The organism is Pseudomonas sp. URIL14HWK12:I12 (assembly GCF_003097135.1).
In the GTDB taxonomy this organism is placed as follows: Bacteria; Pseudomonadota; Gammaproteobacteria; order Pseudomonadales; family Pseudomonadaceae; genus Aquipseudomonas.
Map to the genome: position 1 here is coordinate 867,257 of NZ_QEQL01000001.1, position 12,457 is coordinate 879,713.

11 protein-coding genes are annotated in these 12,457 nt (G+C 61.7%); 5 read left to right on the top strand and 6 right to left on the bottom strand.

What is annotated here, in order from left to right; translation table 11 throughout:
- Positions 1-22: 22 nt before the first annotated feature.
- Positions 23-1,027: a substrate-binding domain-containing protein gene (locus F474_RS04100; RefSeq protein ID WP_097083813.1), complete on the bottom strand. Its 1,005-nt coding sequence runs from the start codon at positions 1,025-1,027 to the stop codon at positions 23-25.
- 269 nt (positions 1,028-1,296) lie between these two features.
- On the opposite strand from F474_RS04100, the gene F474_RS04105 reads away from it, so the two are divergent.
- Positions 1,297-2,448, top strand: coding sequence for an aldose epimerase family protein (locus F474_RS04105; protein ID WP_097083812.1), 1,152 nt, complete (start codon positions 1,297-1,299; stop codon positions 2,446-2,448).
- Positions 2,449-2,454: 6 nt separating this feature from the next.
- On the opposite strand, the gene F474_RS04110 is transcribed toward F474_RS04105, so the two are convergent.
- Together F474_RS04110 and F474_RS04115 are read right to left on the bottom strand one after the other, a co-directional pair.
- Positions 2,455-2,751, bottom strand: a complete 297-nt coding sequence (locus F474_RS04110) for a BolA family transcriptional regulator (RefSeq protein WP_097083811.1) — start codon at positions 2,749-2,751, stop codon at positions 2,455-2,457.
- Positions 2,752-2,885: 134 nt separating this feature from the next.
- Entirely contained in the window at positions 2,886-3,416 is a 531-nt protein-coding gene (locus tag F474_RS04115) for a DUF2059 domain-containing protein (RefSeq protein ID WP_097083810.1), read from the bottom strand.
- Positions 3,417-3,623: 207 nt separating this feature from the next.
- Here F474_RS04115 and F474_RS04120 point away from each other — a divergent pair, with 207 nt between their 5' ends.
- Together F474_RS04120 and F474_RS04125 are read left to right on the top strand one after the other, a co-directional pair.
- Positions 3,624-5,018, top strand: coding sequence for a class II fumarate hydratase (locus F474_RS04120; RefSeq protein ID WP_097083809.1), 1,395 nt, complete (start codon positions 3,624-3,626; stop codon positions 5,016-5,018).
- A 46-nt stretch (positions 5,019-5,064) separates the two neighbouring features.
- Positions 5,065-5,259, top strand: a complete 195-nt coding sequence (locus F474_RS04125; RefSeq protein WP_097083808.1) for a DUF6316 family protein — start codon at positions 5,065-5,067, stop codon at positions 5,257-5,259.
- Here F474_RS04125 and F474_RS04130 read toward each other — a convergent pair.
- Both F474_RS04130 and pap read right to left on the bottom strand, forming a co-directional pair.
- Positions 5,243-6,205 carry a ribonuclease Z gene (locus tag F474_RS04130; protein ID WP_097083807.1) on the bottom strand — a complete coding sequence of 321 codons (963 nt, stop codon included), beginning with the start codon at positions 6,203-6,205 and terminating at the stop codon, positions 5,243-5,245. The genes F474_RS04125 and F474_RS04130 overlap by 17 nt on opposite strands.
- A gap of 2 nt (positions 6,206-6,207) precedes the next feature.
- Entirely contained in the window at positions 6,208-7,698 is a 1,491-nt protein-coding gene (gene pap / locus F474_RS04135; RefSeq protein ID WP_097083806.1) for a polyphosphate:AMP phosphotransferase, read from the bottom strand.
- Between the two features lie 87 nt (positions 7,699-7,785).
- Between pap and mnmC the strand changes: the two genes are divergently transcribed.
- Positions 7,786-9,735 (top strand): bifunctional tRNA (5-methylaminomethyl-2-thiouridine)(34)-methyltransferase MnmD/FAD-dependent 5-carboxymethylaminomethyl-2-thiouridine(34) oxidoreductase MnmC, encoded by a 1,950-nt coding sequence (mnmC, locus tag F474_RS04140; protein ID WP_097083805.1) that lies wholly within the window; start codon positions 7,786-7,788, stop codon positions 9,733-9,735.
- Here mnmC and F474_RS04145 read toward each other — a convergent pair.
- Positions 9,719-10,384: a LuxR C-terminal-related transcriptional regulator gene (locus F474_RS04145; RefSeq protein ID WP_097083804.1), complete on the bottom strand. Its 666-nt coding sequence runs from the start codon at positions 10,382-10,384 to the stop codon at positions 9,719-9,721. The genes mnmC and F474_RS04145 overlap by 17 nt on opposite strands.
- A 298-nt stretch (positions 10,385-10,682) precedes the next feature.
- Between F474_RS04145 and F474_RS04150 the strand changes: the two genes are divergently transcribed.
- Positions 10,683-12,455 (top strand): N-acetylglutaminylglutamine amidotransferase, encoded by a 1,773-nt coding sequence (locus F474_RS04150; protein WP_097083803.1) that lies wholly within the window; start codon positions 10,683-10,685, stop codon positions 12,453-12,455.
- Positions 12,456-12,457 lie beyond the last annotated feature (2 nt).

Here is a 12,457-nt window from a genome sequence, read left to right on the forward strand (position 1 = left end):
GCCAGGCGAGCGGCGTGGGCGGTCAGTTCCAGAGGCCGATCTTTTCCAGTTCCTGCTTGAAGTTCTGCCGGGTAATCAGCGTCACTTCATCCATTGCAGTGTACTTAGGCGGCTCTTTCCCAGTGGTGACCCACTCGTACATCATTTCGGCGGTCTTGTAGCCTTCAATGTGCGGGCTGGGCAGCAGCGAGCCGTAGAAGCCGCTGTCGGCTTTTTTCAGCTCTTCCTTGGCATCGGTGCCGTTGATGCCAATGCCAATTACATCAGCAGCCTTGAAGCCCGCAGTTTCGGTGGCGCGAACGCCGCCAAGCACGGTGTTGTCGTTCATGCCACCAATGAGCAAGTGCTTGGCAGTGCCAGGCAGTTTGACCAGTGCGGCGTTGGCCGCGTCCATGCCCCCAGGCACGTCGAGCGTTTTCTGCGGGGCGAAGACAATGTGGTCAGCCGGCAGGCCTGCCTTCTTGAGCGCATCGACTGAACCATCGGTGCGTTTCTTGCCTGTGTCGAGCTCGTCGAACGTGTTGATCACCGCGTAGGTATCGGCCCACTGCCAGCCACGTTTTTTCGCCTCATCCGCCATGGCGGTGCCCTGCTTCTGGCCCACCTCGAACGCCGCCATGCCCAGATAGGGCACATCTTCCATGAACTTGCCATTGGCATCGACGAAGCGGTCATCGACTGCCATCACTTTCATGTCGGCCATTTTGGCCTTGGCCACGATGCTGGGGCCTAGGGAGACATCCGGCGGGCAGATAACGAAGCCCTTTGCACCGTTGGCTGCCAGGCTGTCGATGGCAGCGAGGGTTTTTTCGCCGTCAGGAACGGCAATCTTGAGCAAGGTGAAGTTCTTGTCTTTGGCAGCTTTTTCAGCAAAGGCCCATTCGGTCTGGAACCAGGGCTCCTCGGGTTGCTTGACCAAAAAACCGATCTTGACAGGGTCTGCGGCAAGCGCCAGGGACGACGCGCACAGGGTTGCAGCCGTGCAGGCGGCCGCGCACAGGGTACGAAACCCTCGGGTTGGAAACATGGCTCACTCCTTGTTTTTGTTAGAAGCCTGTTGTCGCGCACTGAGTGATAGCAGAGCGTAGCGCCACCGTAGGTAACGAATTGTCACCTGCCAGGGGGCAACTGCATCAAAGCTGCGCCACATGCAAAATCCATTAAATAGTATTACTGTTTAGACGGCAAGCAGGGAAAAAAGCCGTTCCAAATGGTTAAAAACAGATTCATGTATGACTATATGAACACTCTCTTTCCTGCACAGCCTCATTAAAACAACAATCAGGAGGTACCGGGATGCACCACATCTCTCGTTTGGGTGGGCTGTTGATGGCCACCGCACTCACCGGCCTGGCCGGCTCCGTCCATGCTGCCCTCAGCAGCCAGCACAGTGCATTCGGCACGCTCAAAGACGGCACTGCCGTTGAGCGCTATGACCTGCGCAACAGCCACGGCATGCAGGCCACCGTGATCACCTACGGTGCGGTGTTGCAAGCGCTCAAGGTCCCCGACCGCAACGGCCAGCTGGCCGATGTGGTCCTGGGCTTCGACGACGCGCGCAGCTACCAGGAAAATGGTGATGTGCATTTCGGCGCCACCATTGGCCGTTTCGGCAACCGCCTGGCAGGTGGCAAGTTCAGCCTCGACGGCAAGACCTATCAGGTGCCGCTCAACGATGGCCCCAATGCGCTGCACGGCGGGCCGATGGGCTTCGATCACCAACTCTGGACCGCCAAGCCCGCGCAGGGCCCCGGGTGGGTAGGAGTGACGCTGACCTACCGTTCAGTGGATGGCGAGATGGGTTTCCCCGGTAACATGGACGTCGAAGTCACCTACAGCCTCAACGAGCAAAACGAGCTGCGTATCCAGTACCAGGCGCGCACCGACAAGCCCACGGTGCTCAACCTCACCAACCACAGCTATTTCAACCTGGCCGGGGCCGGCAGCGGCGACGTGCTCAACCAGGTGGCGCAGTTGAACGCCCGCCGCTACACGCCAATCAATGCAACGCTCATCCCCACGGGGGAGCTTGCGAAGGTCGCGGGTACACCTATGGACTTCACCCACCCCACCGCCTTCGGCAAGCACATCCGGGACAACCACCCGCAGCTGAAATATGCCGAGCCCAAGCAAGGCGGGTTCGATTTCAACTGGGTACTGGATACCGCAGGCGACGTGCACAAGCTGGCAGCTGAGGTGACTGACCCTGCTTCGGGCCGGCGCTTGCAGCTCTATACCAGTGAACCAGGGGTGCAGCTGTACACGGGCAATTTCCTCACCGGCTCGATCAAGGGCAAGGGCGGGCAGGTGTACCCGCATTGGGGGGCGTTCACGCTAGAGACGCAGCATTATCCTGATTCACCGAATCAGAAGAACTTCCCAAGCACCCGCCTGGACCCCGGGCAGGTCTACACCCAGGATACGGTGTTCAAGTTCAGTGCGATGTAACTCGCCTCACGAGTGCCCGCCGCCACATACCGGCGACGCCGGTGCACTGCCCACCTGCGCCCACTCTTGAGGGGTGTAGGTGTGCAGTGCCAAGGCGTGGAACTCGCCCATCAGCTCGCCGAGCGTGCCATACACCAGCTGGTGACGCTTGACGCTGTTCAGCCCAGCGAAGCGCTCGCTGACCACCACCGCCTTGTAGTGCGTCTGTAGGCCACGGCTGTGCATGTGGCTTTCGTCGAGCACTTGCAAATGGGTGGGCTGGAGCAGGCCCAAGGTGTGTTCGATGCGGGTTTGCAGGGTCATGGGAAGATCTCGGCGCCTGGCACGTGGAAAATCGTCGCGCAGGGCAGCTGCACGCCACAGGATATCCCTAGGCGTGCAGCTACCCCGCACGACGCTCGATACTTCAGGTCAATAAGGCAGTGCCAAACTGCCCATCACTTCTTGGCGGGCGCCTTAGCGTCGGCAGGCGCTTTGGCTGGCGCGACCTCGTTGGTCATGTCAGCCAGCAACTTGTTGACTACCGGCACGGCCGGTTGGAGCTTCTGCTGGGTCAGCTCAGCCGACTGCTGAGTGACCTGCGGCATCTTCTGCAGCACTTTCTGGCCCAGTGGCGATTGGTAGAACTTGACCAGATCCTTGAGCTCGGCCTCGGTGAAGTTATCGGTGTAGAGCTTGACCATGTCGGGCTTGAGCTTGTTCCAACCGATGGCCGAGTCCAGTGCGGCATTGGCCTTGGCGGTGTAGCTGTCGAGCAGCGGGCGTTTGTCGGCGGGCGCCTGGGCCTGGGCGAAGCGCTGAGCGAACATCTCCTGCACCTGCATGTACACCGGCGTGCCCAGCTTGTCGGCATGGGCCATCAACAGGAATTTCTCGGCGGCGGCGTTGTGGCTGGCCTGGTCAGCGAGGGCCGAACCGCTGGCACACACCAGAACAGCAGCAGTGCAGAGGGCACGAAGACGAGTCATCAGGTTTCCTTAAACGTGGCAGGTGGGCGCAGGCCCCCAGGGAGGGGCATTTTGCGCCTGATGGCGAAGTGGCTCAAGCCCACGAAATCGATAACCGAACGCATCCGCTATCAGGAGTGAGCTCGCCGGTTGAACCCTGGCGGGCGTGGCGCGGCCTAAACTGGCTATGACGCTACGTTCACAGCAACGCGAGGAGGCATACCCCCTATGAGCCGCACCGAAACAGACAGCCTTGGGCCTATCGAAGTTCCTGAAAACGCCTATTGGGGCGCACAGACCCAACGCTCGCTGATCAATTTCGCCATCGGTGAGCAACGCATGCCCTTAGCCGTGGTGCACGCATTGGCGCTGGTCAAAAAGGCCGCCGCGCGGGTCAACGCCCGCAGCGGTGACCTGCCCGCCGACGTTGCGCGCCTGCTCGAACAAGCGGCAGACGAGGTGCTGGACGGCAAGCATGATGACCAGTTTCCCCTGGTGGTCTGGCAAACCGGTAGCGGCACGCAGAGCAACATGAATGTCAACGAAGTGATCGCCGGGCGCGCCAACGAACTGGCCGGCCAAGGGCGCGGCGGCAAGGCGCCGGTGCACCCCAACGACCACGTCAATCGTTCGCAAAGCTCCAACGACTGCTTCCCCACTGCGATGCACATCGCCACCGTGCAAGCGGTTCAGCATGACCTTCTGCCGGCGATCGCCGAGCTCTCCAATGGGCTGGCTGAACAATCTGCGCGCCATCAGGGCCTGGTCAAGACCGGCCGCACTCACATGATGGATGCCACGCCGATCACCTTCGGCCAAGAGTTGTCTGGCTTCGTCGCCCAACTGGAATATGCAGACCGCGCCATTCGCGCTGCGCTGCCAGCGGTGTGCGAGCTGGCCCAGGGCGGCACCGCCGTAGGTACCGGGCTCAACGCGCCGCAGGGTTTTGCAGAAGCCATTGCGGCAGAACTTGCCGCCCTCTCCGGCCTGCCCTTCGTGACGGCGCCAAACAAGTTCGCCGCGCTGGCGGGCCATGAACCTTTGACGCACTTGGCCGGAGCGTTGAAAACGCTGGCGGTCGCGCTCATGAAGATTGCCAATGACCTACGCTTATTGGGTTCAGGGCCCCGCGGCGGTCTGGCCGAGGTGCGCCTGCCAGCCAATGAGCCCGGCAGCTCGATCATGCCGGGGAAGGTCAACCCCACCCAGTGCGAGGCGCTGTCGATGCTGGCTTGCCAGGTATTGGGCAACGATGTCGCCATCGGCATGGCCGCCAGCCAAGGGCACCTGCAGCTGAATGTGTACAAACCGGTGATCATCCACAACGTGCTGCAGTCGATTCGGCTGCTGGCAGATGGCTGCCGCAACTTCAACACACACTGCGTTGCAGGCCTTGAGCCGGACGCCGCGAAAATGGCTGAGCATTTGGAGCGGGGGCTGATGTTGGTCACGGCACTCAACCCGCACATCGGTTATGACAAGGCCGCGCAGATTGCCAAGAAGGCCTATGCCGAGGGCAGCACGCTGCGTGAAGCGGCGCTTGAATTGGGCTATCTCACCGATGAGCAGTTCGACCAGTGGGTCCGGCCGGAAAACATGCTGCATGCAGGCGGCAAGGGCTGAGCCGATCCGCTTGCCTACAGAGACCTGAAGCGCTACAGGAGGCACCATGCTTGGAAAACGTGAACTGGACCCTGCCGAAGCCGTCCACTTCCGCGCAGACCGAATCTCCAACGTCAATGGAGCGTTTTACTTCAGCACCCGCGAGCATACGCTTGAAGGCCCCTTCCCTACCCGCGCTGCGGCTGAGTTGGAAAGCCAGGCTTACATCGCTCGCAGCCGGCGAGCTACTTCCGCTCGCTGAGGCCACCCTCTCGCCCCAAGGCCAAATGCAGGAAGTCACGAGCGAGCCACAGGCCGCCGCCAAAGTGCGCGGCGGCCTCCTCACGCAGGCTTTCAACCTGGGGCCCGCGCCCCGGGGCAGCCTGGTAGCGCGGGCTGAAGTGTGTCAGCACAAGATGAGGCAGCCCTACCGAGGCGGCGAAACGGGCGACACCCTCGGCACTGGAGTGCCCATACGCTTGCTTACCATCCAATAGCACGGCCTGGCTGTACGTCGCCTCGTGCACCAGCACATCGGCGCCCACGCAGGCGTGTTCCAACAATGCCGGGGTATCGTTGTCACCGCACACCACCACGCGACGAGGCGGCCGGCCGGCCAGCCGGTAATCGCCAGCGCGCAGCAAGCGGTCGCCGCACCATTGATCGCCCTGATGCATCAACGCGCCCCAGATCGGCCCTTTAGGGACGCCCTCGGCAATCAGGCGTTGCACATCCAGGCGGGGCTCGGGCCGGGTTTCGGTAAAGCCATAACCCCAACTGGGAACGCGGTGGGAAAGCGCCGTGCAATCGATGGCCACATTGGCAAACCGCCAAGGGCCACCTTCTTCAACCGGGTGAAAACGAAGCTCGAACGGCAGGTACGAAGCGCTCATGCGGAAGGTCTCTGCCAGCCACGGCTCGAGGGCCGCCGGCCCGATCAAGTCAAGCGCCTCTTGGCGGCCGGCCATGGCTGCACTGCTGAGCAGCCCCGGGAGCCCGTAGCAGTGATCACCGTGCACGTGGGTGATGCAAATGGCCCTGAGCGCGCTCAAGGCCAATGGCGCGCGCAGCAGTTGATGCTGCGTCGCCTCACCACAGTCGATCAGGTACCAGCCTTTGCCCTGGCCTTCGAGCAGCGCAGTGGCCGATACATTTCGCGACCGAGTGGGTACCCCGGCGCTGGTGCCAAGAAACAACAGTTCGAACATGGTCAGTGTTTATCACGTTTGAAGGCGGCTTCCAGGGCATCGCTGATGGTGCGCAGCACCTTCACTCGCGCCCAGTGCTTGTCATTGGCTTCCACTAATGTCCAGGGCGCAATCTCGGTGCTGGTGCGATCCACCATGTCGCCCACCGCATCACGGTACGCAGGCCATTTATCCCGGTTGCGCCAATCGTCGTCGGTAATCTTGTAGCGTTTGAACGGGATCTTCTCCCGCGCCTTGAACCGCTGCAACTGGGTTTTCTCGTCGATGGCGAGCCAGAACTTCACCACCACCACGCCGGCGTCGGTGAGTTGCTCTTCGAAATCGTTGATTTCTCCGTAAGCACGCATCCAGTCGCTCTGGCTGCAAAAGCCTTCCACACGCTCCACCAGCACGCGCCCATACCAGGTTCGGTCGAAGATGGTGAACTGGCCGCGCGCCGGAATCTTGCGCCAGAAACGCCAGAGATAGGGTTGAGCCAGCTCGTCCTGGGTAGGCGCGGCGATGGGCACGATATGGTACTGGCGCGGGTCGAGGGCTGCGGCTACACGGCGAATGGCCCCACCCTTGCCCGCTGCATCATTGCCTTCGAATGCCGCGACCAACGCGTGGCGGCGCATGCGTTTGTCTCGCAGCAGCATGGCCAGGCGCCCCTGTTCCTCAAGCAGTTGCTTGCGGTAGGCATCCTTCTCCAGCGCCAGGCGCATATCGAGTGAGTCGAGCAGGTTGCGCCGATCAAGGCTTGCACCCAGCGGCGCCATTGCCTGGTGCACGGTGGCAGCCGGCTTGGCCAGTGCGGCACGCAGCCCTTCGAGCAGCAGGTTGCCCACCGCCAGGCTACGGTAATTGGCGTCGCTGCCCTCGATCACATGCCAGGGGGCGTAATCGCGGCTGGTGCGGCGCAACACGCGCTCACCGAAGCGTACGAACCGGTCATAGGTTTTCGATTGCTGCCAGTCGAGCGGGCTGATGCGCCAGCGATGCACCGGGTCGTCTTCCAGCTCCTTGAGGCGTTGTTTCATCCGCCGCTTGGACAAATGAAACCAGAATTTGAAAATCAAAGCGCCTTCGTCACAGAGCATCTGTTCCAGGCGCTCGGCGTCGTTGATGGCCTGGTCGAGCTCGGCATCCTTGATCCGCTTGTGCACGCGGTTCTGGATCATCTGGCTATACCAGTTGCCGAAGAACACCCCCATTCGCCCTTTGCCGGGCAGTTGCCGCCAGTAACGCCAGGCCGGCGGATGGGCGAGGTCTTCGTCACTGGGGCGATCGAAGGTACGCACCTCGATCAGGCGGGGGTCCATCCACTCGTTGAGCAACTTGACCGTCTCACCTTTGCCAGCCCCTTCGACGCCATTGATCAACACGATCACCGGGCAGCGCGCCTGCTCCTTGAGTTCGTATTGCACCTCAAGCAGCGCTTCACGCAGGCCAGGCACTGCCTTTTCGTAGGTCTGGTCGTCAATGGCGTGGCCGATTTCGGCGGATTCGAACATGAGTTACTCCTTGTCGATCATTGCAGTATCTGGACCTGCATCTCTGGCAAAATACTGCGTCTCTAGCCCCTTGCCTCCGAGCTTTTCATGAACCACGCCCGCATCCACTGGGATGAAAACGGCCTGCCCCTGTCGCAGGCCTTCGATGATGTGTATTTCTCCAAGGAGTCTGGGCTTGAGGAGACCCTGCACAACTTCATCGGGCAGAACCGCCTGGTGCCGCGTTTCGAAGCGCTGGCAGGCGGTGAGTGCTTCGTGATCGGCGAGACCGGCTTTGGCACCGGCCTCAATTTTCTCTGCGCCTGGGAGCTGTTCGAGGCGCACGCGCCGCAGGATGCTCGGCTGCACTTCATCAGTGTGGAGAAGTTTCCGCTGAGCCGTGTTGACCTGGCGCGGGCCATCGCACTTTGGCCCACGTTGGCGCCCTGGGGGCAGGCACTGCTGGCACAGTACCGGGTGATCGAGCCGGGCTTTCAGCAACTGCGCCTGGCAGGTGGCCGAGTGACCCTGACCTTGCTGGTAGGGGATGTCCAAACGCAATTGCCGCTGCTCGATGCCCAGGTGCACGCCTGGTTTCTCGACGGCTTCGCCCCGGCGAAAAACCCGGATATGTGGACGCCCGCTCTGTTCGCAGAGCTTGCCAGGCTATCGGCCCCGGGTGCCACACTCGGTACATTCACTGCTGCAGGCGTCGTGCGCCGTGGGCTGATGGCCGAAGGTTTCGCCATGGTGCGTGTGCCGGGCTACGGCCGCAAGCGCGAGATCATGCGGGGGGTGTATGAGGGCGCGTCACCGCTTGAAAATGCACCGCCCCCTTGGTTCGACCGCCCCCCAGTGCATCAGGGCGAGCGCCATGCGCTGGTGGTAGGCGCAGGGCTTGCCGGTTGTGCCACTGCCGCCAGCCTTGCCGCGCGCGGCTGGCGGGTGACCCTGCTCGAACGGCAGGCGGCACTCGCCACTGCCGCCTCCGGCAACCCCCAGGGGGTGTTGTATCTGAAGCTTTCTGCGCACGGCACCGCCTTGTCGAAGCTGATCCTCAGCGGCTTCGGTTACACCCGGCGCTTGCTTGAAAACTTGCAGGCCGGCAGTGCCTGGCAACGTTGCGGCGTGCTGCAGCTGGCTTATGACGACGCCGAAGCCAAGCGTCAGGCGCGGCTGACCGACGTTTTCGACACCAGCCTGTTGCAGTCGCTCAGCCGTGACCAAGCAACTGAGGTGGCGGGCGTTGAGGTGCCACAGGGAGGGCTGTTCTACCCAGATGCAGGCTGGGTGCATCCGCCAGCCCTGTGCCAGTGGCTGGCGGCCCATCCTGGGATTACGCTTGCCCCCCACAATGACGTGCTACGCCTGGAGCGTGAACACGGGTTGTGGTGCGCTTTTGATAACGATAGGCGCCTGGCCCAGGCGCCGATTGCCGTGCTGGCCAATGCAGAAGACGCCGCACGGCTTACCGGCCTGCCGCTCAAACCCATCCGCGGGCAGATCACCCGCCTGCCGGTCAACGGTGCCAGCGCCTCGTTGCGTACCGTCGTGTGCGCCGATGGCTACCTGGCCCCGGGGCGTGACGGGGAGCACACCCTGGGCGCCAGCTTCGATTTCGAGCGCACCGACCTCACCCCCAGTGAGCAGGAGCACCAGGGCAACCTGCTACGCCTGCGCGAGCTTGCACCAGGCTTGGCTCAGCAGTGGCCGCAGGGCCCAGGCCAACTGGAAGGCCGGGTTGGGCTGCGCTGCACGACCCCGGACTATCTGCCGGTGGTCGGCCCCATCGCCAATCGGGAAGCTTTCGATGTGTGCTACGAGGGGCTAGCCCGCAACGCCCGGCTGCCCATGACTGCACCCTGCCCTTGGGCATCTGGGTTGTTCATCAATAGTGGGCACGGCTCGCGCGGGTTGATCACCGCGCCGCTCAGTGGTGAGCTGCTGGCTGCCTGGGTGTGCGGTGAACCCTTGCCGGTGCCGCGTGAGGTAGCTGAGGCATGCCACCCGCAGCGGTTTGCGCTCAGGGCGCTCAAGAAAGCTAGACCAGGCCCATGATACCGGCCTTGAAGGCCGCTACAGCGAGCGTGCGAGCGTCCATGCGCTCAAGGATCTGCTGCTGATGAAAGCGAATGGTGCGCAGTGTAACGCCTAGCTCACCGGCCGCTTGCTGAGGGCTCGCCCCCTGCACCAGCAACCGCAAGACATCCCTCTGCCGGCCAGTGAGCACTATCGATGGGGTCTCCAGAGGCGTTGCCGGCGACTCCTCGCACAAATGATGATGTAGCACGCCCGCAAGCCAGGCCAATTGGCCATGCTGCGAATCCATCAGTGCGTGATCATGCCCTACGCCAGTTCGTATGACGCTGAAGACACTGTAATGGTGCTCGCTGTCGACGAGGATAAGGCTAAGGCCGTCGAACGCCTCCTCACCCAAGTCGGTAACGGGCATGGTCGCCAGGCGTTCCAGGCTCGACCGATTCCAGAGTACCGGCGTCATGGGCTGCAAAGCCGCCCCACGAACTGGCGCATAGAGGTATTCTGCATGGGCACGCGCCCACGCATGCCACCGTTCCGGCAAACTACTGTGGTAGGCAGCGCCCGCCGCCGTGACTCGGTAGAAGCTCCAGTAGTGGTAGCCGGCGCCATCGCAGAACGCATCCAGATGCGGAATCAGAGATCGAGCCAATGCGGGCAAGCTGTTCACACATGGATCCTATATCTGATGAATGAAACCCGGATGCTAGCTGAATCGGCCACAAGAATGAGACAACGAATCAAAATTTTCACCAGCAATAAAAATAAAAAACCATGAAAGTCAGTAGGTTGCGTTGATTAAGGCAATTTAGACCTTTACGAATGGGAGCGCTATAGAACTTGTGTCCAATTTTTTAGCGATGACGGCCAGTGGACAACCTGCGGCTTATAACTTTTAGATATAAAACCATTAAAGCCTCACCCGGTCAGTTCCTTACACTCCCCAACGGCAACACCGGTAAGGAAATATGTGCGGAATTAGTGGTGAACTGACTTTCAACGATCAGCCTGCGAACCTAGCGGCTATCGAACGCATTACCCATCATCTGGCGCCTCGCGGCCCTGATGCGTGGGGATTTCACAGCCAAGGGCCGATCGCTCTGGGCCATCGCAGGCTCAAGATCATGGACCTTTCCGATGGCTCGGCACAGCCGATGACCGATGCCGACTTGGGCCTGGCCCTGGCCTTCAACGGCGCCATCTACAACTACCCCGAATTGCGCGCAGAGCTTGAAGCGCTGGGCTATCGATTTCACTCCGGCGGCGATACTGAAGTGCTGCTCAAGGGCTACCACGCCTGGGGCGAGGCATTGTTGCCAAAGCTCAATGGCATGTTTGCCTTTGCCGTCTGGGAGCGTGACAGCAAGCGGCTGTTCCTCGCCCGGGATCGGCTGGGCGTCAAGCCGCTGTATCTTTCACGCAATGGCCAGCGGCTGCGATTTGCTTCTGCCCTTCCGGCACTGCTCAAGGGCGGCGACATTGACCCGATGCTCGACCCCATTGCACTGAACCATTACTTGAACTTCCATGCCGTAGTGCCAGCGCCGCGGACCATCCTGGCCAACGTGCAGAAGCTGCCGCCGGCGACCTGGATGCGTATAGACGCCAATGGCAATACCGAAGAGAAAGTCTGGTGGACGCTGCCCTACGGCCCCGCCGAAGACGAACGCAACCTGAACCTGAACGACTGGATCGACCGAGTGCTCGAAGGCACTCGCGAGGCGGTTGCCATTCGCCAGCGTGCAGCGGTTGACGTGGGCGTGCTGCTCTCGGGGGGCGTGGACTCCAGCTTGTTAGTGGGCCTGCTGCGCGAGGCCGGAGTCGAGAACCTGTCGACGTTCTCCATCGGTTTCGAAGATGCCGGCGGCGAGCGCGGCGACGAGTTTCAGTATTCGGACCTGATCGCCAAGCACTACGGCACACACCATCACCAATTGCGTATTGGTGAGCATGAAGTGCTCGAACAGCTGCCAGCGGCCTTTCGCGCCATGAGCGAGCCGATGGTCAGCCACGATTGCATCGCCTTCTACTTGCTATCTAGAGAGGTCAGCAAGCATTGCAAGGTGGTACAGAGCGGCCAAGGCGCCGATGAGCTCTTCGCCGGCTATCACTGGTACCCGCAGGTCGACGGCGCGGCTGATCCTTACGCAGCCTACCGCGCGGCATTCTTCGACCGGGATTACGCCGAATACGCCGCCACCGTGCAGCCGAAATGGCGGGTGGCCGAGGACGCCGCAGGCGACTTCGTTCGGCAGCATTTCGCAATGCCGGGCGCAGAGGCAGCCGTTGACAAGGCGCTTCGCCTGGACAGCACGGTGATGTTGGTAGATGACCCAGTCAAACGCGTAGACAACATGACGATGGCCTGGGGCCTTGAAGCCCGCACGCCGTTTCTCGACTACCGCTTGGTCGAGCTTTCGGCACGCGTGCCGGCTCGCTTCAAATTGCCCGACGGCGGCAAGCAGGTCCTCAAGGAAGCGGCCCGCCGGGTTATCCCGAGCGAGGTCATCGATCGCAAGAAGGGCTATTTTCCCGTACCAGGGCTCAAGCACCTGGAAGGGGCAACGTTGGGCTGGGTACGCGACCTGCTGCTGGACAAAGGCCATGACCGCGGCCTGTTCGACTCCGCAATGCTCGACCGCTTGCTGAGCAATCCGCAGGATCAGATTACTCCGCTTCGCGGTTCGAAGTTGTGGCAGCTGGCCGCCTTGAACCTTTGGCTCAACGAGCAGGGGCTGTAATC

What these genes read in the sequence shown, in the direction of transcription:
- F474_RS04100 (WP_097083813.1), bottom strand. Translation starts at nt 1,027, where the DNA reads ATGTTTCCAACCCGAGGGTTTCGTACCCTGTGCGCGGCCGCCTGCACG.
- F474_RS04105 (WP_097083812.1), top strand. Translation starts at nt 1,297, where the DNA reads ATGCACCACATCTCTCGTTTGGGTGGGCTGTTGATGGCCACCGCACTC.
- F474_RS04110 (WP_097083811.1), bottom strand. Translation starts at nt 2,751, where the DNA reads ATGACCCTGCAAACCCGCATCGAACACACCTTGGGCCTGCTCCAGCCC.
- F474_RS04115 (WP_097083810.1), bottom strand. Translation starts at nt 3,416, where the DNA reads ATGACTCGTCTTCGTGCCCTCTGCACTGCTGCTGTTCTGGTGTGTGCC.
- F474_RS04120 (WP_097083809.1), top strand. Translation starts at nt 3,624, where the DNA reads ATGAGCCGCACCGAAACAGACAGCCTTGGGCCTATCGAAGTTCCTGAA.
- F474_RS04125 (WP_097083808.1), top strand. Translation starts at nt 5,065, where the DNA reads ATGCTTGGAAAACGTGAACTGGACCCTGCCGAAGCCGTCCACTTCCGC.
- F474_RS04130 (WP_097083807.1), bottom strand. Translation starts at nt 6,205, where the DNA reads ATGTTCGAACTGTTGTTTCTTGGCACCAGCGCCGGGGTACCCACTCGG.
- pap (WP_097083806.1), bottom strand. Translation starts at nt 7,698, where the DNA reads ATGTTCGAATCCGCCGAAATCGGCCACGCCATTGACGACCAGACCTAC.
- mnmC (WP_097083805.1), top strand. Translation starts at nt 7,786, where the DNA reads ATGAACCACGCCCGCATCCACTGGGATGAAAACGGCCTGCCCCTGTCG.
- F474_RS04150 (WP_097083803.1), top strand. Translation starts at nt 10,683, where the DNA reads ATGTGCGGAATTAGTGGTGAACTGACTTTCAACGATCAGCCTGCGAAC.